Genomic DNA, 21,319 nt, shown 5'->3' with positions numbered 1-21,319 from the left:
TTGGTTGACTTAAGCCTTGGAACGATTCTTGCTCAAATGTTGAACTTTTTTATATTAGTTTGGCTATTAGCTCGTTTTGCATATAAACCATTATTGGCTATGATGACAGAACGTAAAGAACGTATTGCTAAAGACTTAGAAGCTGCAGAAAAAGCTCGCGTAGAGGCAGAGGGCTTTAAAGCTGATTATGCTGCTCAAATTGCTAAAGCACGTCAAGAAGCACAACAAATTGTTGAAAAAGCAGTTCAAGAAGCAGAAAATACAACACGCGAACAATTAGCGACAGCACGCGAACAAATTGAACAAGAAAAAAATCGTGCTCGCCAAGATATTGCAATCGAACGTGATCGTGCTATGAATAGTTTACGCAATGAAGTTGTTTCTTTGTCTGTAGCTATGGCTGGTAAAGTTGTTGCTAAAGATATGAACAGCGAAACTAATACAAAATTGATCGAAGACGCTATTCGTCAACTTGATAGTAAAACGATAGGGTTGTGATACGATGAGCATAGAAATTGTAGCAGATAAATATAGTTCGGCTATGTTTGAATTAGCTCAAGAACAAAATAAGTTGGAACTCATGGAGGAGCAATTAGGTTATGTAGCATCCGTAATGGTTGATCAACCTGAGTTGCGTTCCTTTCTAGAGAATCCAATCGTTACAGAAGATGCAAAGATTAAGCTTATTGGTAAAATTTTTGACTCTAGTATCGATAAAGTTGCTCTACACTTTATTTATGTGATGATTAAGCGCGGTCGTTATCGCTATATAGCATCGACTATCGAAGCGTTTATTAAGAAATCACGTGCAGCACGTGGTATTTTGGAAGCTACTGTAACAGTAGCTGAACCAATTACAGCTGATGTAGAAGCATCTGTACAAGCTAAACTAAGAGAAGTAACAGGAAAAGATGTCATCTTATCTGTGCGTCAAGATCCATCCATTATGGGTGGTATCGTTATCCAAGTAGGGGATAAACGCATCGATGGCTCTGTAGCTCGCCGTTTAGAGGAATTAGAAAAATCTTTATTAAGAACGAACTCTATTAGATAGGGGTGAATGGGTATATATGAAAATGAAGCCTGAAGAAATCACTGCTATAATTAAACAGCAGATTCAGGACTATGATGTTGACCTCAATGTCGATGACGTAGGTACTGTTCTTGACGTAGGGGATGGCATCGCCCATATTTATGGTCTTGAAAGAGCCATGGCTGGTGAGTTGTTAGAGTTACCACACGGCGTATATGGCTTGGTTTTGAACTTAGAATTAGATAATGTTGGTGCCGTACTATTAGGTGACGACTTCTTGATTAAAGAAGGCGATGAAGTACGCCGTACTGGTAAAATTATGGACGTACCAGTAGGTGATGCTCTTATTGGTCGTGTAGTAAATCCATTGGGGCAGCCTATCGATGGCAAGGGTGCTATTCAAGCGACTGAACGTCGTCCTGTAGAACATCCAGCGCCTGGTATTGCGGATCGTCAATCTGTAAACGAACCATTGCAAACAGGTTTGAAAGCTATCGATGCGATGGTGCCAATTGGCCGTGGCCAACGTGAGCTTATCATTGGTGACCGTGGTACAGGTAAAACTGCAATTGCTCTTGATACAATTATCAATCAAAAAGGTAAAGATGTAATTTGTATCTATGTAGCAATTGGTCAAAAAGAATCTACCGTAGCTCGTGTAGTACAAAAATTGGAAGAAACAGGTGCGTTGGAGTATACAATCGTCGTTTCTGCTAGTGCTTCTACAGGGGCTCCACTACAATACATCGCTCCGTATGCAGGTGTTGCTATGGGTGAATACTTCATGTACAAAGGCAAACATGTACTTTGTGTATATGATGACTTAACTAAGCAAGCGGCTGCTTACCGTGCTATGTCTTTATTATTACGCCGTCCACCAGGGCGTGAAGCGTATCCAGGCGACGTATTCTACTTACACAGCCGTCTATTAGAACGTGCTGCGAAACTTTCACCAGAACTTGGTGGTGGTTCCATTACTGCGTTGCCAATCATTGAAACACAAGCAGGTGACGTATCTGCATACATCCCAACAAACGTAATTTCCATTACTGATGGTCAAATTTTCTTGGGTACAGATATGTTCTACTCTGGCATCCGCCCAGCGGTTGATGTAGGTTTGTCCGTATCCCGTGTAGGTGGTAGTGCGCAAACTAAAGCGATGAAACAAGTAGCAGGCCAATTGCGTTTGGACCTTGCTCAATATCGTGAGTTAGCTGCCTTCGCTCAGTTCGGTTCCGATCTTGATGCGGCTACTAAAGCACAATTAGACCGTGGTGAACGTTTGACTGAAATGTTAAAACAAGGTCAATATGAACCTATGAGCGTAGCAGAAATGGTTATTAATCTTTACGCTGGTACAAAAGGGTATTTAGCAAGTATTCAAGTGGATGATATTTTAGCATTTGAAGCTGAACTTTTACGTTATATAAAAGCTAACTATCCTGAAATCATCACAAATATTGAAACGTCTAAGAAAATTGACGAAGATACTGAAAATCTATTGAAACAAGCAATCCCAGAATGTGTAGAAGCATTTGGTTCTACGCATACATTAGTGTCTCATAAGGAGGCGTAATGTATGGCTAGTGCACAAGATTTGCGAAAACGCATAAAAAGTGTTACCAATACGCAACAAATTACAAAAGCGATGAAGATGGTAGCCTCTGCTCGTCTTCGTAAGGCGCAAACGAAAGCGGAAGGTACTCGTCCTTACGCAGAGAAGATTGGGCAAATCTTGCGTCATATGTCTAATAGTGATTTAGAAGGCTTTAGCAGCCCTTTGTTAGAGGTACGCCCTATAAAACGCACATGCTATATCGTAATAGGTGCCGATAAGGGCCTTGCAGGGGCATTCTCGTCTAATGTGTTGAAGTTTGCTATGGAACAATTGCATGGTAAATCTTCCGATACATACCGTGTTATCACGGCAGGTAAAAAGCCTAGAGACAGCATGAAATCTAGAGGAATTCATATCGATAAGTCCTATGCAGGCTTCTCTGATAAACCTTCTTATGAACATGCCCGTGCCATTATGCATGAAGCACTTTCACTATACGAACGTCATGAAGTTGACGAAGTCATCATGATCTATACACGTTTTGTAAATTCTATGACGCAAATTGCACAGGCTGAGCGCTTGTTGCCGATAGAGCAACCACAAGATGAGGTAAAGGGCGAAGAGTATGATTTCATGCCATCTGCTGTATCTGTCTTGGAGGCGTTGTTACCAAAATATTTAGAGATTACTGTTTATAATGGATTGTTGCAATCTGCAGCAAGTGAATTGGGTGCTCGTATGACAGCTATGACATCTGCTACAGATAATGCAGGGGAACTCATTGATTCCTTAGGTCTTGAATATAACAAGTTACGTCAATCTAGCATTACAAACGAAATTTCTGAAATCGTTGGTGGCGCTAATGCCTTGCAATAAATAAGGAGACATTTGTCGATGAGTAATAATATTGGTAAAGTTGTGCAGGTCATTGGCCCAGTTGTAGACGTGCGCTTCGATGCTGGTCATTTGCCAAGCATCTACAACGCCATCAACATCTACCATGATCATAAGGCACATGATAGACAAAAAATTGTAGTAGAGGTTATGCAACACTTAGGCGACGATACTGTACGTTGTGTTGCGATGAGCTCTACTGACGGTATGACCCGTAATATGGATGCCGAAGATACTGGTGCTGCAATTGCGGTTCCTGTAGGCGAAGGCGTGTTGGGTCGTATCTTTAACGTATTGGGTGAAACTGTAGACCATGATCCAGCTCCAGTTGTAGCTGATGAAAAATGGCCTATTCACCGTCCAGCACCTAAATTTGATGACCTTTCTCCAGATACTAAAATCTTGGAAACAGGTATTAAGGTCGTTGACCTTATCGCTCCATATGTAAAAGGTGGTAAAATCGGCCTCTTCGGTGGTGCCGGTGTAGGTAAAACCGTATTAATTATGGAATTGATTCACAATGTTGCCACAGAGCATGGTGGTTACTCCGTATTCTCCGGCGTAGGCGAACGTACTCGTGAAGGTAACGACTTGTGGAACGAAATGAAAGAGTCCGGCGTTATCAACAAAACAGCTCTTGTATATGGCCAAATGAATGAGCCACCTGGGGCACGTATGCGCGTAGGTCTTACAGGCCTTACAATGGCTGAATACTTCCGTGATGTGAAGAAACAAGACGTGCTCTTGTTCATCGATAACATCTTCCGCTTTATTCAAGCGGGCTCTGAAGTATCTGCCCTCTTAGGTCGTATGCCATCCGCCGTAGGTTACCAACCTACATTGGCTAATGACGTAGGGGCATTACAAGAACGTATTACATCTACTAAAGAAGGTTCTATTACGTCTGTACAAGCTGTATACGTACCTGCCGATGACTTAACTGACCCTGCGCCAGCGGCGACATTCGCTCACTTGGATGCGACAACAGTATTGTCTCGTTCCATTGCGGAACTTGGTATCTATCCAGCGGTGGATCCGTTAGATTCTACAAGCCGTATTTTGGACCCACATGTACTTGGTGAAGAACACTATGAAGTAGCGCGTGGCGTGCAAGAAGTATTGCAAAAATATAAAGATCTTCAAGATATTATCGCAATCCTTGGTATGGAAGAATTGTCTGACGAAGATAAATTGACTGTATCTCGTGCGCGTAAGATTCAACGTTTCTTGAGTCAACCGTTCTTCGTAGCTGAAGTATTTACTGGTTCTCCTGGTAAATACGTACCATTGTCCGAAACATTGAGAGGCTTTAGAGAAATTCTTGATGGTAAACATGATGATTTACCTGAAGGTGCATTCTACATGGTTGGTACCATCGATGAAGCCGTTCAAAAAGCAAAGGAAATGCAAGAGAAGGGGGAATAATCCATGGCGGAACCTATGACCCTACAAATAATCACACCTGATGCAATTGTCTTTGAAGGCAAGTCTACATTCTTTGTAGGTAAAGCTATCGATGGTCAATTTGGTATTTTGCCAAATCATGCACCTATGATTATCGCATTAGATTTAGCGCCATTACGCATAGACCAACCAGATGGAACATCTCGTGAACTTGCCGTATTTGGTGGCTTCTGTGAAATCGAACATAATAAGGTGAGTATTGTAACACCAGATTGCCAAGATCCAGAATCTATTGATGTGGAACGTGCTCAGCGTGCCAAAGAGCGTGCTGAAGGCCGTTTGGCTAATCCTACACCTGATATTGATGTAGAGCGAGCAGAAGCGGCATTGCAACGTGCATTATTGCGCTTGCATGTAACTAAACAACTATAAAGAAAAAGGCTAGCCATAGGGCTAGCCTTTTTCTATAGAATTTCATTTTGTTTATAGGAAACACTCATCTAACATTAAGGTCATCTGCTTATACTAAAATTTGTCATTTAAATTTAATGACTTATTGTGTTAATTTGGAGGTTTTCTAATGAACGTATCTAAAAAATCTTTCATTGCTTTTGCTGTATTAGCATGCTGTTTTGGTGCATCTACACTAGGAACACATGTAGACGCATCTTATGGTTATAAATATACTGACTCGGTTCGCCCACCAGTAGAAACTCCTACAAATGATGCTTTTAGAGCTAACATGGTTAAACAAAATGAAGCTAATAATGCTAAATATGCTGCGACTACTAATACAAGTACAGCAAGTGCAAAAGATGATGATTCAATTTATTACGTAAGCGATTTATCTGATTCCTTCCGTAGTTCATTTACTGCACTTTTAAGAAATGCTGGTTTTACAGAGCATCAACTTAGATTAATCGGCTTGATTCACTAAGTTATGTATCATTAATAGGTGAATACAAAAAGACCGTTAAGCAATTGCTTAACGGTCTTTTTATTGTCTCTTATAATACGCTAACACCTTTTAAGGAGTAAGCAGTATTTCTAGGTTGTTCTACTTGGAAATCAAGTACTACTGGAGACTCAGAGTTAATACCAGGTGCTTGATAGCGGTCGCGGTCTGTTGGAATACGTTTGTATGGTAATTTATCAAGTAATACAGTCATAACTTTGTTCCATACAGCCTTATGTGTTGGCATTGTTAAGGAATCATCAGTTTGATTGAATCCACTGCGTACAGTGTGAATTACTTGATCATTCACATCGTAATAATATAAAAGTGCATTTACCTTTGCGGCGATGTACATTTCACGATCATCATTATTATATGCATATGGGCTATTAACACCATTGATTTGTACATATACGTCTTGTAATGGTACAGGCATAATAACGATTTCAGAATTTTGTGCAGCTGCAATTTGTGCAAGGTCAACAGCTCTAATTTCAGCTGTTGGCGTATTAGTACTTACGATTGCTGTATCATAGTATGGATACTTAAGCGTATTAGATAGACGGTCTGTCATGTAACGACCTAATTGGGCTGTGTTTTCGTTGCGCAATTTTGCAGGTACAACAATTGTAACTTTGCGACTAGGGAAATTATCTAAGTGACCATCATAATTAGAATTAGAAGTATTGATAGTCGCTTTTTCAGGTGTTCTAACAATTGGAGTTGAAACAGGTGTATTTGCAACCTTCAAAATAGGTTGACCATTATTATCGGCTTGTAATGTAGGGGTAGTCGTATCTACATTGGATGGCATAGAGTTGATGACTACCGGTTGAGCGGTATTTGATGTTAACTGGCTCATATTAATAGTGGCAGCACTTGCTGTAGCGAGCGTAGATGCCAATAGTACACCTAGTACTGTAAGTAGCGAACGTTTATAGCGTCCGAATGTATAAAACATAATTCCTCCTCTAAATAAGACTCTTTAAAATTCACAAACAAAACAACTGGTACTATTATATCACATATACAAAAAAAAGAAGCAAGCTTTATGCTTGCTTCTAGGTTTGGTGGACGATGACAGGATCGAACTGCCGACATCCTGCTTGTAAGGCAGGCGCTCTCCCAGCTGAGCTAATCGTCCATATGGTGACCCGTCCGGGAATCGAACCCGGGATACCGCCGTGAAAGGGCGGTGTCTTAACCGCTTGACCAACGGGCCAGAATGGCTCCTCGAGTAGGACTCGAACCTACGACCGATCGGTTAACAGCCGATTGCTCTACCAACTGAGCTATCGAGGAATGGTACGATTGTTATTATATGTTAGATTAATTATAAAAGCAAGCGTTTTTTTTAAAATTACTATAAATCAAAAGACGTTAACTATGACTAAAACACATAACGTTATACAAAAAATCAATTATTAAAAATTTTGATAAGTAAGTCATTAAAATTAATATAATCTATATAAATGAATAAACACAGATAAATACTGTGTTTATAGAGATATCTTGAGGGATATTTTACTAAGAGTTAGCAATATAAGTATATTGAATATAATCGGTATACATATGCATTACAAAAAAGTTTAAACCTTTTATTTGAAAAATAATATCAAGTAGTCTGAAAGTGTATTTATCATCTTAGATATACTCTGCATTTATACGGTGATTTCAACCTAATTTTGGCCTCTAAAAGTGGATTAATATATAGGGTATAAAAATTCTTTCAACCTATGATTAACTATGACTTTTATCACATTGAAAATATAGTTTTTATAGTCGAAAATATGATGAAAAAGAACTATTGAAATACCGAAATATATACAGCGATATTCATGAAAATAATTCTCAAAACATGAAAAAGCATTGAGAAAACTGTATAGTTAAGCCGTTGAAAGCATGTATGTTGTGTGTTACGATTGATGCATAGAGTTAATCTCGATGTGTATGAGAAACATATGTCTTATACACTTGAGAGTTAAAAGTTATCTCACGGTAATTTAGAATTAATATTCAACTATGTTCCTGAGGAGGGATTATCTTGCGCGAGATTCAAGTATCTGAAATCACAAAAACAGTCCGTCAAATGTGTATGGACGCAGCTTACCACTTGCCAAAAGACATCTATGAAGGCTTGAAAAAAGGCCGTGAAACAGAAGAGTCTCCAGTTGGTTGCATCGTTCTCGATCAAATCATCAAAAATGCAGAAATTGCTGATGCTGAAGATCGTCCATACTGCCAAGATACTGGTATGACATTGGTATTCGTAGAAGTAGGTCAAGATGTTCATTTCGTTGGTGGCGATCTTAAAGAAGCTATCAATGAAGGTGTTGCTCAAGGTTATGTAGAAGGTTACCTTCGTAAATCCGTTGTAGCAGAACCATTGTTCAACCGTAAAAACACTCAAAACAACACACCTGCAATCATCTACATCGATATCGTTCCTGGCGATAAAGTAGAAATCAACGTAGAACTTAAAGGCTTCGGTTCTGAAAATAAATCTGACGTAGCTATGTTGGTACCTGCAGATGGCGTTGAAGGCGTTAAAAATGCAGTTCTTGAAATCGTAAAACATGCTGGCCCTAACCCATGCCCTCCAATCGTACTTGGCGTTGGTATTGGTGGTACTATGGACCAAGCAGCTGTTATGTCCAAAAAAGCTTTGCTTCGCGATATTAGCACTCCTCACAAAGATCCTGAGTATGCAAAATTGGAAGAAGAAATTTTGGAAATGGTTAACAAAACTGGTATCGGTCCACAATTGGGCGGCACAACAACTTGTATCGGTGTAAACATCGAATGGGGTGCAACTCATATCGCCGGCCTTCCTGTTGCTGTTACTATTATGTGTCATGCTGCTCGTCATAAACACGTAGTACTTTAATCGGTAGGAGGTAATTACAATGGCTGAAACAATTCGCATTAATACTGAAGAATATAATGAAGAGTTTTCCCGTAAATTAAAAGTTGGTGATAGTGTTCTTATCACTGGCAAAATTTACTCCGCTCGTGACGCTGCTCATAAAGTTATGACTGAAGCTTTAGCACGTGGCGAAAAATTACCAATCGATTGGACTAACAAATTCGTTTACTACCTTGGCCCAACACCTGCAAAACCTGGTGACCCAATTGGTTCCGCTGGTCCTACAACTTCTGGTCGTATGGATGCTTATACACCAACAATGCTTGATCAAGGTATCAAAGGCATGATCGGTAAAGGTTCCCGTAAACCAGCAGTAGTTGAATCCATGAAGAAAAATGGTTGCACATACTTCGCAGCAGTTGGTGGCGCTGCAGCATTGATTGCAAAATCCATCAAAAAATACGAAGTACTTGCTTATGGTGAACTTGGTCCAGAAGCTTTGGCTGAATTGACAGTTGAAGATTTCCCTTGCATCGTAGTTGGCGATACTGAAGGTAACAACTTCTACGAACAAGGCCAAAAACCTTATAGAAAAATCTAATATCACCGTTGAGTGATTGAAAGAGGCTTGCTAATGCAAGCCTCTTTTTTATCTACAGAGATTCAATAATTATCACTGTACATGTATATATTTAATGATTATTACATTGTTTATTAGTATGATAGTAATATATGAAATTACTTTTATAGTTTATATATTATTATGTTAGATTCACTTTTGTTTAGTAGAGTAAAGTCTACCGATTCTGTCCATTTTGTGATAATATACATATAGATTTATACATTCAAAGTGAGTGAGGCGATATCATGACTTCTGTAGAAACTATTCGTCAGTCAGTGCGTACAGCGATGGCTGAATTGCTAGATTTGGCAAAGGTTCGAGAAGGTCAATTATTCGTGGTGGGTTGTTCCACTAGCGAAGTTATGGGTAAGAAAATTGGCACTGATTCCCACATTGATGTGGCTCAGATCCTATTTGATGAAATATATAAAGCTGTTAAAGCTAAAGGTCTTAATTTGGCCGTTCAATGCTGTGAGCATATTAATCGAGCTCTTGTTATGGAACGTAGTGCAGTAACATGGGAGGAAGAGGTTAATGTAGTACCTCAACGTCATGCAGGTGGAGCCATGGCTGTTACTGCCTATGAACGTTTTGACGATCCAGTGATGGTTGAATTTATTAAAGCTGATGCAGGTATCGACATCGGGGACACTTTCATAGGTATGCATATGAAGCATGTTACTGTACCAGTGCGCCTCAGTATTAAAGAAATTGGTGAGGCTCATGTAACTGCTTGTCGTGTTCGACCTAAGAGCATTGGTGGTGAACGTGCTGCATATAATGAAGCGTTGATGTAGGGGGATAGTATGTCAAACGTAATACCATATTTTGTATTAGCTGTTGTAGCGCTTGGATTTTTTGCCATTTGTTACGCCGTTTTTAATCGTAATGATAGTGAAAGCCAAGCTAAAGATGAGCACCATGATAGATCTGTTACTAAATTTGATGGTGAACATCATAGAGAAAAGTCCGTTAATGAATCTAGGGTAGGCGATGTGACTGTTACACATGAAGGTGGAACCAATGTGTATACGGCCTCTGTGTTAGAGAATAATGAGGATTCTAATGCTTCTGAACCTGTGGAAGCTCATAAAGATACATCTTATAACCGACGAGATGGTAATCAATTACATGTGGAAAACTCCGAAATAGGATATTCCTTGGCCTTAGGTCATCATGCAGGCGAGACTGAGACTAAATCAAGTCAAGCTGACTTAAAAGGACAAGAACCTGTTCAAGATACATCTGTTTCTGCTGATTCTATTCCGCATGAATCTGTTTCACATGAATCTATTCAAGTAAATTCTGGTTCTCTAGAGAAGACAGAATCTGCTCCAACAGAACATAGTAATGATGAAACTATTATAATGCCTGCAGTTTCTGATGGTAAACGCTCTAATAGTGAGCATCATTCCACTCCATTGATGGATAAGACTATTGTTCTTGATGCTGTTACAGATGAACTTCGCAATCGCGCTAATTCTGTAGAGGATACGATTGCTATGGGCGAATCTGTAGAGGCTCTTGAAGCTGATGAAGCAGAACATATTGAGGCTACACAAATGATTGGTGGTGTCGATGAGATTAAAACAGCAGAAGGCCCATCTGTATTGGATGAAACACGCTTGTTTGATGCTTCAGAAATAGAGGCTCAATTGGCAGCCGCTAGTATGGTTGAAGAAGAGGTACCAACAGGGCAATGGGCTAAAGCGGCACATGAAGATAAATGTATTGAATTGGCAATCGCACCATTTGTTCATGCCTTCGGCGTGTTGCATGGAGATACACAACATTATGTGGAATCCATTACAAGAGATGCATTAGCAGCTCTTAATATTACAAAGTTAGCTGAAGTCAACGCACTTCTTGATAATATTGTTATTCAAGAAGCCTTGATGAGTATGCAAAAGGCCTATGCTGCTACGAATACAGAGTGGATGAAATCCGCCGCCTTAGGTGCGTTCTTAGATGTGGTGCAATCACCTAAGTCTAGCACCCCGTACCTTGTAGCCTTTGATGCGTTACGTGTATTGCCACATTTGACATTAGGTCATTTCCAAGTCATGGCATTGACCCTATTGCTACAATATTCTAGAAACTCTAATAACTATGGATTAATTCACTTCCAACATTATGTAGAAAAATATATTGAGCCATTCATTTCTGATTTGCCTCAAAACAATTCTTTCTACCGTCAGCTAGACTATTTACGCTGTACACAAGAGGAACGTGAACCGATTACATTAGCTCAAGTATTATCCAATTCTTATCCATTCGTGTTCAACTATCGTGGTTTCTCCAAGGAGGAACTCTTCCGTGCTACCGATGGTCATGGTGTGGATCCGCGCTATGTAGTGCGTAGCTTGAACTCCAATCTATATAAATTGGCATTGGTTGATGAGTCTTTAGCACCACGATTCTTTAGACAAACTCGCATTTCTGATTCTATGGTACAACGAGATCTCATCGCTCTTATGAAGAGTAAACCGACTGCTTTCAGAGGTCAAGAAGCACGTGATATTATGGATGATATTTCTCCAGTTCTCTTAGATTTAGCAGATGTATTTGATCATACGCCTATGTCTAAAATCAGTTTAACATTACTTGGCCTATATTTAGGCCGTGCTCATGTGAAAGCTACGATTGGTGAAGAATTCGATTTATCTCATTGGTTCTAATGTGTAAAATTAATTGTAAAGAATTAATACTAAAGAACTAATACTAAAGAACTAATACTAAAGAAATAATAACTGTATACTAAAAGGTCTCCCTAGATTATATAGGGAGACCTTTTTACGTTTATTGTATATTTTTAGTTTTATTATAGGTTAAAAGATATGCTAGAAGCTATTAAAACCGAATTCTTCGATTCCTTCCACGTCTTTTAGTGTTACTGTACGGCCTGTAATATCGATAATGCCTTCATCTCTTAGGCGCCCGAGTTCGCGGCTAAGTGCTGTGCGAGATACATTGAGTACCTCTGCCATTTGCTCGCGGTTATGTGGTAAATGGATTGTTGTAGACTGCTGACGTTTATAAATGTCTGTTAAGTACGCGAAAATCTTCTCGCGCATACCTTTCAAGGTAAGATAATGAACCTTTCTTGTGAGGAGAATAGCTTTTTCAGACAAATCCTCCAATAGGTTGGACAAGATTTTGGTTTGGCATTGTTGGCAATCTGGCAATGTATCAATAAATGTTTCAAGAGGAATGAACATAATTTTACTAACCTTTGTAGCTTTAATCGTAGCAGGCCATAATGGTTGTTTACTAAATAGTAATGCTTCACCAAAAATATCAGATTGTTCAAGGTTAGCCATAATAACGCGTTGGCCCATAACATTTTCACGTGTCAGTAACGCACTGCCTTCGAGAATGACCCCAATGCCTTCCATCGGATCCCCAGAGAGGGCAATAAAATCATTTTTCTTATAGCTATGCACAATAACCTTCGCATTATGTAAATAGCTGCGTAGTTCAGGTTCGCCCAACTTATTAAATAAAGGGCATTTAATTAGGGTAGGTAGATATTGGTTGATAATGTCATTTGAAAGTATTTGTTTCATGGTCGCCTCCGATGTGACGAAGTCTATAGTAAATTAAATTGATTATTGTATAATAATAATATAAGGTCAAATGACCTACCTGTTCCGAAAGGGGAGCCAGGTAAAAATTTTGAAAAAGTTTTTTATTTGTTGCTCAAGCTACAGAAATTGTATCATCTTTACGTTATACTTTCAAATGTAATCAATCAGACACCTGATAATTCATCAGTGTAATGTATAGGTTTTATATTATCTAGCTTGAATGCGAGGAAGTCTCGCAAAGGAGGATTTTTAAATGAGCATGTTCTGTTATCAATGCGAACAATCTGCAGCACCAGGCGGCTGTACTGTACAAGGTGTATGTGGTAAAACTGCACCAGTTGCTAACTTACAAGACGAATTAACTGCTGCTTTAGTTGGTTTAGCACGCGCTTTAGACGTAAAAGGCCAAACTAAAGAAGGCGTTGACTATTTAATGCGTGGTTTGTTCATGTGTGTAACAAACGTAAACTTCTCTGAAGACCGCGTTCAAGAATTCATCGACGAAGTAAACGCTTATCATGCAAAAATCGATAGCGCAGCTCAAAACTTCGATTGGGAACAATTGTGGAAAGGTGAAGAAGATATCGTATCCCTTCGTTCCACATTATTGTTAGGTATGCGTGGTATGGCTGCTTATGCATGGCATGCTGCACGCCTTGGTTTCCATGATCCTGAAGTTGATGCTTGGTTCATCAAAGGCATGGTAGAATTCGCTAAAGACCACAGTGCTGAAGAATGGTTGAACTTGTTGATGGAATTCGGTCAAATCAACTTGAAATGCATGGCTATTCTTGATAAAGCTAACACTGAAACATATGGTACTCCAGTACCAACTACAGTACCTTTGACTGTAGAACCAGGTCCTTTCATCGTTGTAACTGGTCATGACCTTCACGACTTGAATCAATTGTTGGAACAAACTGATGGTAAAGGTGTAAACATCTATACTCATGGTGAAATGTTACCTTGCCACGCTTACCCTGAATTGAAAAAACATCCTCAATTGAAAGGTAACTTCGGTACTGCATGGCAAAACCAACAAAAAGAATTCGTTGACGTTCCTGGCGCATTCTTGTTCACTACAAACTGCATTATGCCACCAAAAGAAAACTACAGAGCTAATATCTTCACTACAGATATGGTAGGTTTCGACGGCTGTGCACACGTAGAAGAAAAAGCTGATGGCACTAAAGACTTCTCCGCTGTTATTGAACGCGCAATCGAATTGGGCGGCTACAAAGAAGCTCAAGAATTCACTGGCATCAACGGTGGTCACGAAGTAACTACTGGTTTCGGTCACGGTACAGTATTGGGTATTGCTGATAAAGTAATCGACGCTGTAAAAGCTGGCGCAATCAAACACTTCTTCTTAGTTGGTGGTTGTGACGGTGCTAAAGTAGGCCGTAACTACTACACAGAATTCGTAAAACAAACTCCAGATGATACTGTAGTATTGACATTGGCTTGTGGTAAATTCCGCTTCAACGACCTTAACATCGGTGAAATCGGTGGTATCCCTCGTATCCTTGATATGGGTCAATGTAACGATGCTTACTCCGCTATTCAAGTAGCAGTAGCTTTGGCTGGTGCATTTGAATGTGACGTAAACGACTTGCCATTAACATTGGTATTGTCCTGGTACGAACAAAAAGCAGTATGTATCTTGTTAACATTGTTGGCATTGGGTATCCGCAACATCTACATCGGACCTTCCTTGCCTAAATTCTTCTCCAGCAATGTATTGAACATTTTGGTAGAAAAATTCCAATTACATCCAATTACAACTCCAGAAGCTGACATGAAAGCTATCTTGGGCTAATAGGATCCATTAACTTATTAACTACAGTCCTACTTCCCCTCTCTTTTATGATTTAGGACTGTTGTTATAAATAACGCACCTAGGGTTATCCTTAGGTGCGTTTTTTACTATTTTTGTGAAAGCTATCTATCGAGTGTTTGTATATTGATGGGGCCCAGTTTTCTATCTACAACTTAGTCCTCCGTATGTGTACAAAAATACTGCTAATGTGCATATAGACATTGATCAATATCGATTGTTATACTATAGGTAAAGTAAGATTTTTTCACATTATTTATGTGTATATAGAGGCGTGTATGAATAGTATTTTTGATATTATAGGGCCTGTCATGATTGGCCCGTCTAGTTCGCATACAGCTGGTGCTGCGCGGCTAGGTAAGATGGCGCGGTGCATATTCCGTTCCACACCTAAAAAGGTAGATTTAACCTTATATGGCTCTTTTGCTAAGACTTATAAAGGCCATGGTACAGACCGTGCCTTGATTGGGGGCTTATTAGGTTTTAAAGAGGATGATACGAATATTCGTGTTGCTCATAAATTAGCTGAAAAAGAGGGCATGGAGTATAATTTTATCGAGTCTCCTCTTGATGTAGGTCATCCTAATGTAGTTCGTTTTGATATGTACGATGAACATAATCGTCATATGACTGTGATTGGTCGATCTCTTGGGGGCGGTCAAATTATGATTACCGAAGTAGATGGCAATGATATGTCTATTACTGGCGATGAGTTTACTCTTGTTGTATTCCATGAAGATAGACCTGGCGCCATCTCTTTGGTGAGCCAAGCATTGAGTGAGTCTGATATTAATATCGCTACCATGCGCGTGTTTCGGAAGGGTAAGCACAAGGATGCAGTGATGGTCATTACTACAGATACAGTAGTAAATCCTATTACCGTTCAGTTTATGCGCGAGTGTCCAGGCATTCAAGATGTGATGACCTTTGAAGCGTTATAGGAGGGCGAATGATGAGTTATGCATATGATACAATTGCAGATATTATTCGCTTAGCTGAGGAAAATAACATTTCCTTTGGCGATGTAGTACTGCGCTATGAATTAGAGAATTATGATCGCAGTGAAGAAGCGGTTATTCGTGAAATAGAGCATCGTTTAGATATCTTTGAAGGTTCTATTCAGGATGGTATAGACTATGCAGAAAAAACGGCCTCTGGTATGTCTGGTGGCCAGGCGGCACAGCTTAATGGCCAAGCACCAAGATTTATGAGTGATATTGCGTACAAGGCTATGACCTATGCTATTGCTGTTAATGAAGCAAATGCAAAGATGTTCCGCATTGTTGCGTGCCCTACGGCTGGCTCTTGTGGTGTTATGCCTGGCGCGGTGAAAGCAGTAGCGGACCATTACAAGCTAGATAGAGCAACTATGGTAAAGGGCTTCTTGGCTGCCTCTGGCATTGGCAATGTCGTAGCGAATCGCGCTTGTGTGGCCGGTGCCGTTGGCGGTTGCCAAGCAGAAATTGGTACGGCCGCTTGTATGGCTGCCGGTGCCATTGTAGAAATGATGGGTGGTACGCCTCGTCAAGTAGGACATGCTATTGCATTGTGTATGAAAAACTTATTAGGCCTTGCTTGTGATCCAGTAGCAGGACTTGTAGAGGTACCGTGCGTTAAACGTAATGGTTTCTATGCAGTTCATGCCATTACTGCATCTGAATTGGCTTTGATGAATATTGAAAGTCAAATTCCACCAGATGAAGTTATTGAAGCAATGAATAATATCGGTCGCGCTATGCCAGCAGCCTTGCGTGAAACAAGTGATGGCGGCCTTGCGGTAACACCGACGGGTACAGCTATTGCAGAACGAGTGCAATCCTTATAGGATTGCACTTTTTTCATGCTTTCATTTGTAGTAAAATAAAGGTTAGACTAGTTCAGAAAGGAGTGTGCATGATGGAACAAGCCAATCGAATATTGACTGTATTGGAAGAAGCAGGTTATGAAGCCTATATCATTGGCGGAGCAGTGCGTGATATTTTGATGCATCAAAAGCCTCATGACTTTGATATTGTGACGTCTGCACGCCCTGATACGGTAATTGAAGTCCTACGCGGTCAAGATATTCAAACGACAGACTTAGTAGGAAAATCCTTTGGTGTAGTAGTAGCTACACTAGAAGGAAAGCAATATGAAATTGCAACGTATCGCACTGAACGATATGGAGCGGATAGTCATCGACCAGAAGAAATCGCTTATGCCGATACCTTGGAGGAAGACGTGTTGCGTCGCGACTTTACGGTCAATGGCATGGCGATGAATCGTTTTGGTGAGGTCATAGACCTAGTAGGGGGACGTCGAGATATCAAGCATAAGACATTGCGAACCATTGGCAATGCACAGCAACGCTTCGAAGAAGACGCATTGCGATTATTTAGAGCATGCCGCTTTGTGGCAAAGCTAGATTTCTTACCTACCGAAGATTTATTAGAAGCTATGCCAAAGGCATTCCATCGTGTGCCTGGGTTATCTCTCGAGAGAGTTCGTAGTGAACTGGACCGACTCATGTTAGAGCCTGCTGTGGCTAAGGGCCTTGATGTATTAGTACAATCTCGCTTGGCCGAGTGCTCTTGTCGCGTTGTAGAAAATGGCATCGCTCGTGAAGTGCCTATTTTACCAGAGCTATACCATCTTGTGAATTTACCACAAGAAAAAGACTTTCACGAATTTGATGGTTGGTATCATACATTAGCCGTTGTATCTCATACAGAACCAGATTTAATATTACGTTGGGGTGCACTGTTACACGATGTAGCAAAGGGGATGCCGGCGGTACGAGCTGTTATTAACGGACGTTTAACGGATCGTGGCCATGATACATTAGGTGCTGAAATGACAGAAACCTTGCTTACTCGTTTAGGTTACCCTAAGGCTTTTGTGCGCCGTGTAGCTTGGATTGTAAAAAATCATATGCGCTTTCACTATTTTGTACAAAATGGGGAAGCTAATGAGAAAAAGTGGATCCGTAAAGAGGCTCGCAGCGGTGAGTTTCGAGATAGTCAAATTATGCGAATTGCATGGGAGCAATTATCTAAGGTTTGCGCTGCCGATGTGTTAGGCTGTGGGAAGCCTTATGCATCGACTGATGGCACCTTAGCCTTTGGTGAATGTATGGCAGATCTTAGCCTAGAGATGCCTATTCATACAAAGGATTTAAATTATGACGAACGAGTTATTAAGCTTGCAGGGAAAAAAGTGGGAGAAGGATTGCAGTATTTATTAGGTCAGGTACAAAATGGGGTGATTCCCAATGAACCAGATGCATTATATGATGCATTAGACCATAAGTTACGCCGTCCAGTGGAGAAATGATGAAGTTATTAAATAAAGCGTTATTACGCATGAGTGATTGGAGTCGCACTACATGGTGCCTTGCCATACTCATGACCGTTGCTTTCGTCCTTATCGGTCGTTTAGCACAGTTACAGGTCTTTGATACCTTTGACCTAGAGAAGAAAAACTTATTACAAGTTCAAGTAGATAGAAAATTACAATCGCCGCGGGGTACAATCTATGACCGTAATGGCAAGCCATTGGCGATGAGTGTAGTTACAAAATCTTTATATGCGGATCCGAAGATGATTAAACAGTCTCCTCAAGAGATTGCGGAGCTCATCTCACCGTATGTAACGATGTCAAAAGAGAATATTGTAAAAGCTTTGCAAGAGGATACCGCCTTTGTCTGGTTGAATCGTATGATGGATGCAGACAAATCAAAAGCGGTACAACAAGTTATTAAGGATAATAATATTGCAGGCCTTAATTTCGTTGAAGAATCTAAGCGCTATTATCCAAATGGTGTCTTAGCGGCACAAGTATTAGGCTTTGTCGGCACTGATGATAAAGGGCTTGATGGTCTAGAAATGGTTCTCGATGACGAATTAAAGGGGGGCGTACAACAAGAAATTGTAGCTACTGATAATAAAGGGAATGCCATCTTTGGTTCCGTACTATCTAAATTTTTACCAGATAAGGGTAAAAGCGTAACCTTAACCATCGATGCAACAATTCAATTTATTGCAGAACGCGCTCTTGATAAGGCGATGGTTGATACAGGAGCTAAGCATGCCAGCGTTATCGTTATGGATCCAAAGACCGGTGAAATATTAGCGATGGCCAATCGTCCAAGTTATGATCCTAATAACTACAACCAAAGTGGTGAAGAGGCTTTCAAAAATATTGCGGTTACCAATTTATATGAACCAGGTTCTACATTCAAACCTATCATTGCATCTGCAGCTCTTGCAGCAGGCAAATGGAAGTTAGACACTGTGTATAACGATAAAGGGGCCTTCGCTGCCAATGGACATATCATTAGAAACTGGAATGGTGAGGGATATGGTCCTGTTCGTTTGCTAGATATTTTGAAGTACTCTATTAATACTGGTATGGCTGAAATTGGTACATTAACAGGTGCAGATATTCTCTCGAAATATATACGTGATTATGGCTTTGGCTCTGAAACAGGTATTGAATTGCCTGGTGAAGGAGCAGGTATTTTGTATAATCCAGAGGATATGAGTAAGCTAGACGTTGCGACTATGTCCATCGGTCAAGGTATTGCGGTTACACCATTACAAATGGTTCGCGCCTTTGGTGCACTTTCTAATGGTGGGGCTATGATGAAACCACATATCATCAAGTCTTATAGTAACTCTCAAGGCGATGTTACAAGTACGACTGAAACATCTGTTGTGGGACAACCAGTTCCGGCGGAAACCGCTAAAACCATTGTAGATATTCTAGAAAAAGAAGTATCCGAAGGTGGCGGTACAAAAGCGATGGTAGAAGGTTATCACTTCGGCGGTAAAACTGGTACGGCGCAAAAACTAGATACCAAACATGGCGGTTATCTCGACGGACAATACATTGCGTCCTTTATTGGCTTTGGCCCTGTAGAGGATCCAAAATTTGTAGTTCTTGTCGTTATTGATGACCCACAAAAGGGTTCTTATTATGGTAGTCAAATTGTAGCCCCTGTATTTAAGGACATCGTATCTCAACTTGTACGGTATTACCAAATGAGTCCGTATGTTAAAGAAAGTACACCAGTAGCTGTTAAAGCTGCTAATACATTACCTGAACCAAAACCGGGAAGTGATGGTTCTGTTACATTGCCTAACTTTACTGGTTTTACCTATGGTGAAGTGCGTGATTGGTTACATAAGGCGGGACTTGCCTTTAAACCGGATGGAACTGGTACGGCTACATCTCAAGATGAAAGTAGCGGTACAACTGTTCAGGCTGGTACAGCAATTACTGTTCATTTCCGTAGATAAAACGAATTCGGTCATAATTAGAAATTATAGACAGTTCGTTATATAATAGAATAAGAGACTTAGGTGCCTCTCCGGAGGCACCTTATTTTATAGATAGTTTGAATGAATGGAGATACTTATGATCGAATTACGCGGTAAAGCAGTAGCAGACGCTCACAAGGCGATTTTACAAGAAAAAGTTGCAGCAGTTGGCGACTCTGTAATTACTATGGCAGTATTACTCGTTGGTGAAGACCACGGTGCTCATATGTACGCTACATTTATGGAAAAGACAGCCAAGAACTTTGGCTATGGCTTTGTGTTAAAACAATTACCTGAAACGGCTACACAGGATGAAGTAGTTACAGCATTGCAAGAATTAAATAATGATGCGGCTGTTCATGGGATTTTACCGTTAATGCCGATGCCTAAACACATTGATACAGAGGCTCTTATCGATATGCTAGATCCTAAAAAAGATATCGATGGTCTAACTACGTATAATATTGGTCTTGTAACTGCCGGTAAAGGTGGCTTTGCCCCTTGTACTGCCAAGGCGTGCATGGCGATTTTAAACCACTATGATATTCCTGTAGAGGGTAAACATGTGGTAGTAATCGGTCGTAGCCAAGTGATTGGTAAGCCGGTAGCTCTTATGACACTTGGTGCACATGGTACGGTTACAATGTGCCATTCCAGAACCCCTGATTTGGCAGAACAAGTAAAACGTGGCGATATCGTTATTGCTGCAGCGGGTCGTGCTCATATGATTACAGCAGATATGATTAAGCCAGGTGCTGTTGTTATCGATGTAGGCATTAATGAACTAGAAGGTAAGACGGTAGGCGATGTTGATTATGAAGCGGTAAAAGATATTGCGTCTGCAATTACTCCAGTGCCTGGTGGTGTAGGCTCTGTAACGACTACTATGATGCTTGAAGCTGTATATGAGGCATACCATGCATGAGATGTCTATAGCAGAAGGTATACTTGATGTAGCCCTCGATACATTGCGCCAACACGATGCATCTGTGATTCATTCCGTTCAACTCGATTTGGGCCTTATGAGTGGAGTAGAGCCAGATTCTCTCCTATTTTGCTGGGAAGCCGTTACAAAGGGGACTGCAGCAGAAGGTTCGCGTATAGAAATTAATACGATTCCTATTGAAGGAAAGTGCTTGGATTGTGATAAAACATTTCCTGTAGAAAATTATAAGTTTATCTGTCCCTATTGTGACAGTCATTTCGTACAAACCATTGGTGGCCGCGAACTACAAGTGACCTCCATGGATATCGATTGATAGA

At 40.4% G+C, this 21,319-nt stretch carries 20 protein-coding genes and 3 tRNA genes; 18 read left to right on the top strand and 5 right to left on the bottom strand.

What is annotated here, in order from left to right:
- From atpF to VEIT17_RS07700, 7 genes are all read left to right on the top strand, one after another.
- Entirely contained in the window at positions 1-498 is a 498-nt protein-coding gene (atpF, locus tag VEIT17_RS07730; RefSeq protein ID WP_060924369.1) for a F0F1 ATP synthase subunit B, read from the top strand.
- Positions 499-502: 4 nt separating this feature from the next.
- Positions 503-1,054 carry an ATP synthase F1 subunit delta gene (atpH, locus tag VEIT17_RS07725; protein ID WP_105094204.1) on the top strand — a complete coding sequence of 184 codons (552 nt, stop codon included), beginning with the start codon at positions 503-505 and terminating at the stop codon, positions 1,052-1,054.
- Between the two features lie 16 nt (positions 1,055-1,070).
- Positions 1,071-2,609, top strand: coding sequence for a F0F1 ATP synthase subunit alpha (atpA, locus tag VEIT17_RS07720; protein WP_105094203.1), 1,539 nt, complete (start codon positions 1,071-1,073; stop codon positions 2,607-2,609).
- Between the two features lie 3 nt (positions 2,610-2,612).
- Positions 2,613-3,467: an ATP synthase F1 subunit gamma gene (gene atpG / locus VEIT17_RS07715; RefSeq protein ID WP_105094202.1), complete on the top strand. Its 855-nt coding sequence runs from the start codon at positions 2,613-2,615 to the stop codon at positions 3,465-3,467.
- Between the two features lie 18 nt (positions 3,468-3,485).
- Positions 3,486-4,910 carry a F0F1 ATP synthase subunit beta gene (gene atpD / locus VEIT17_RS07710; RefSeq protein WP_105084942.1) on the top strand — a complete coding sequence of 475 codons (1,425 nt, stop codon included), beginning with the start codon at positions 3,486-3,488 and terminating at the stop codon, positions 4,908-4,910.
- 3 nt (positions 4,911-4,913) lie between these two features.
- Positions 4,914-5,321, top strand: coding sequence for an ATP synthase F1 subunit epsilon (gene atpC, locus VEIT17_RS07705; protein WP_178885508.1), 408 nt, complete (start codon positions 4,914-4,916; stop codon positions 5,319-5,321).
- 148 nt (positions 5,322-5,469) lie between these two features.
- Positions 5,470-5,826, top strand: a complete 357-nt coding sequence (locus tag VEIT17_RS07700) for a hypothetical protein (protein ID WP_005385439.1) — start codon at positions 5,470-5,472, stop codon at positions 5,824-5,826.
- A 70-nt stretch (positions 5,827-5,896) separates the two neighbouring features.
- On the opposite strand, the gene VEIT17_RS07695 is transcribed toward VEIT17_RS07700, so the two are convergent.
- The 4 genes from VEIT17_RS07695 to VEIT17_RS07680 all read right to left on the bottom strand — a co-directional run bounded on the left by VEIT17_RS07695 (position 5,897) and on the right by VEIT17_RS07680 (position 7,146).
- Positions 5,897-6,805 carry a hypothetical protein gene (locus tag VEIT17_RS07695; RefSeq protein WP_178885506.1) on the bottom strand — a complete coding sequence of 303 codons (909 nt, stop codon included), beginning with the start codon at positions 6,803-6,805 and terminating at the stop codon, positions 5,897-5,899.
- Between the two features lie 107 nt (positions 6,806-6,912).
- A tRNA-Val gene (locus VEIT17_RS07690) sits at positions 6,913-6,988 on the bottom strand.
- Positions 6,989-6,991: 3 nt separating this feature from the next.
- Positions 6,992-7,066 (bottom strand) — tRNA-Glu (locus VEIT17_RS07685).
- Between the two features lie 4 nt (positions 7,067-7,070).
- Positions 7,071-7,146 (bottom strand) — tRNA-Asn (locus VEIT17_RS07680).
- A 742-nt stretch (positions 7,147-7,888) separates the two neighbouring features.
- Here VEIT17_RS07680 and VEIT17_RS07675 point away from each other — a divergent pair.
- From VEIT17_RS07675 to VEIT17_RS07660, 4 genes are all read left to right on the top strand, one after another.
- Positions 7,889-8,731 (top strand): fumarate hydratase, encoded by an 843-nt coding sequence (locus VEIT17_RS07675; protein ID WP_009660830.1) that lies wholly within the window; start codon positions 7,889-7,891, stop codon positions 8,729-8,731.
- Between the two features lie 19 nt (positions 8,732-8,750).
- A complete protein-coding gene (locus VEIT17_RS07670) occupies positions 8,751-9,311 on the top strand; it encodes a Fe-S-containing hydro-lyase (protein ID WP_005385442.1) in 561 nt (186 codons plus the stop codon).
- A gap of 266 nt (positions 9,312-9,577) precedes the next feature.
- Positions 9,578-10,129 (top strand): TIGR01440 family protein, encoded by a 552-nt coding sequence (locus VEIT17_RS07665; RefSeq protein ID WP_105094198.1) that lies wholly within the window; start codon positions 9,578-9,580, stop codon positions 10,127-10,129.
- A gap of 9 nt (positions 10,130-10,138) precedes the next feature.
- Positions 10,139-12,010, top strand: a complete 1,872-nt coding sequence (locus VEIT17_RS07660; protein WP_178885505.1) for an LPO_1073/Vpar_1526 family protein — start codon at positions 10,139-10,141, stop codon at positions 12,008-12,010.
- A gap of 162 nt (positions 12,011-12,172) precedes the next feature.
- Here the strand turns inward: VEIT17_RS07660 and VEIT17_RS07655 are convergent, their stop codons facing one another.
- Positions 12,173-12,898: a Crp/Fnr family transcriptional regulator gene (locus VEIT17_RS07655; RefSeq protein ID WP_105094196.1), complete on the bottom strand. Its 726-nt coding sequence runs from the start codon at positions 12,896-12,898 to the stop codon at positions 12,173-12,175.
- A 274-nt stretch (positions 12,899-13,172) separates the two neighbouring features.
- Here VEIT17_RS07655 and hcp point away from each other — a divergent pair, with 274 nt between their 5' ends.
- The 7 genes from hcp to hypA all read left to right on the top strand — a co-directional run bounded on the left by hcp (position 13,173) and on the right by hypA (position 21,315).
- Positions 13,173-14,738 carry a hydroxylamine reductase gene (hcp, locus tag VEIT17_RS07650; RefSeq protein ID WP_005377073.1) on the top strand — a complete coding sequence of 522 codons (1,566 nt, stop codon included), beginning with the start codon at positions 13,173-13,175 and terminating at the stop codon, positions 14,736-14,738.
- 296 nt (positions 14,739-15,034) lie between these two features.
- Positions 15,035-15,697: an L-serine ammonia-lyase, iron-sulfur-dependent subunit beta gene (gene sdaAB / locus VEIT17_RS07645; protein WP_005385446.1), complete on the top strand. Its 663-nt coding sequence runs from the start codon at positions 15,035-15,037 to the stop codon at positions 15,695-15,697.
- Positions 15,698-15,708: 11 nt separating this feature from the next.
- Positions 15,709-16,581 (top strand): L-serine ammonia-lyase, iron-sulfur-dependent, subunit alpha, encoded by an 873-nt coding sequence (sdaAA, locus tag VEIT17_RS07640; protein ID WP_178886035.1) that lies wholly within the window; start codon positions 15,709-15,711, stop codon positions 16,579-16,581.
- Positions 16,582-16,649: 68 nt separating this feature from the next.
- The gene (locus VEIT17_RS07635) at positions 16,650-18,068 is read left to right on the top strand and encodes a CCA tRNA nucleotidyltransferase (protein ID WP_178885503.1); all 1,419 of its coding nucleotides are present in this window, start codon (positions 16,650-16,652) and stop codon (positions 18,066-18,068) included.
- A complete protein-coding gene (locus VEIT17_RS07630; protein WP_178886033.1) occupies positions 18,068-20,035 on the top strand; it encodes a penicillin-binding transpeptidase domain-containing protein in 1,968 nt (655 codons plus the stop codon). Before VEIT17_RS07635 ends, VEIT17_RS07630 begins: the two co-directional genes overlap by 1 nt.
- Positions 20,036-20,153: 118 nt before the next feature.
- The gene (locus VEIT17_RS07625) at positions 20,154-20,981 is read left to right on the top strand and encodes a bifunctional 5,10-methylenetetrahydrofolate dehydrogenase/5,10-methenyltetrahydrofolate cyclohydrolase (RefSeq protein WP_060924355.1); all 828 of its coding nucleotides are present in this window, start codon (positions 20,154-20,156) and stop codon (positions 20,979-20,981) included.
- Positions 20,974-21,315 carry a hydrogenase maturation nickel metallochaperone HypA gene (gene hypA, locus VEIT17_RS07620; protein ID WP_005385455.1) on the top strand — a complete coding sequence of 114 codons (342 nt, stop codon included), beginning with the start codon at positions 20,974-20,976 and terminating at the stop codon, positions 21,313-21,315. Before VEIT17_RS07625 ends, hypA begins: the two co-directional genes overlap by 8 nt.
- Positions 21,316-21,319: the final 4 nt, after the last annotated feature.

Source organism: Veillonella nakazawae (genome assembly GCF_013393365.1).
GTDB classification, from domain to species: Bacteria; Bacillota; Negativicutes; order Veillonellales; family Veillonellaceae; genus Veillonella; species Veillonella nakazawae.
This window is presented reverse-complemented; position numbering and strand designations above follow the sequence as displayed.

Coding starts and splice junctions, on each gene's coding strand:
- atpH (WP_105094204.1), top strand. CDS start 503: ATGAGCATAGAAATTGTAGCAGATAAATATAGTTCGGCTATGTTTGAA.
- atpA (WP_105094203.1), top strand. CDS start 1,071: ATGAAAATGAAGCCTGAAGAAATCACTGCTATAATTAAACAGCAGATT.
- atpG (WP_105094202.1), top strand. CDS start 2,613: ATGGCTAGTGCACAAGATTTGCGAAAACGCATAAAAAGTGTTACCAAT.
- atpD (WP_105084942.1), top strand. CDS start 3,486: ATGAGTAATAATATTGGTAAAGTTGTGCAGGTCATTGGCCCAGTTGTA.
- atpC (WP_178885508.1), top strand. CDS start 4,914: ATGGCGGAACCTATGACCCTACAAATAATCACACCTGATGCAATTGTC.
- VEIT17_RS07700 (WP_005385439.1), top strand. CDS start 5,470: ATGAACGTATCTAAAAAATCTTTCATTGCTTTTGCTGTATTAGCATGC.
- VEIT17_RS07695 (WP_178885506.1), bottom strand. CDS start 6,805: ATGTTTTATACATTCGGACGCTATAAACGTTCGCTACTTACAGTACTA.
- VEIT17_RS07670 (WP_005385442.1), top strand. CDS start 8,751: ATGGCTGAAACAATTCGCATTAATACTGAAGAATATAATGAAGAGTTT.
- VEIT17_RS07665 (WP_105094198.1), top strand. CDS start 9,578: ATGACTTCTGTAGAAACTATTCGTCAGTCAGTGCGTACAGCGATGGCT.
- VEIT17_RS07660 (WP_178885505.1), top strand. CDS start 10,139: ATGTCAAACGTAATACCATATTTTGTATTAGCTGTTGTAGCGCTTGGA.
- VEIT17_RS07655 (WP_105094196.1), bottom strand. CDS start 12,898: ATGAAACAAATACTTTCAAATGACATTATCAACCAATATCTACCTACC.
- hcp (WP_005377073.1), top strand. CDS start 13,173: ATGAGCATGTTCTGTTATCAATGCGAACAATCTGCAGCACCAGGCGGC.
- sdaAB (WP_005385446.1), top strand. CDS start 15,035: ATGAATAGTATTTTTGATATTATAGGGCCTGTCATGATTGGCCCGTCT.
- sdaAA (WP_178886035.1), top strand. CDS start 15,709: ATGAGTTATGCATATGATACAATTGCAGATATTATTCGCTTAGCTGAG.
- VEIT17_RS07635 (WP_178885503.1), top strand. CDS start 16,650: ATGATGGAACAAGCCAATCGAATATTGACTGTATTGGAAGAAGCAGGT.
- VEIT17_RS07630 (WP_178886033.1), top strand. CDS start 18,068: ATGAAGTTATTAAATAAAGCGTTATTACGCATGAGTGATTGGAGTCGC.
- VEIT17_RS07625 (WP_060924355.1), top strand. CDS start 20,154: ATGATCGAATTACGCGGTAAAGCAGTAGCAGACGCTCACAAGGCGATT.
- hypA (WP_005385455.1), top strand. CDS start 20,974: ATGCATGAGATGTCTATAGCAGAAGGTATACTTGATGTAGCCCTCGAT.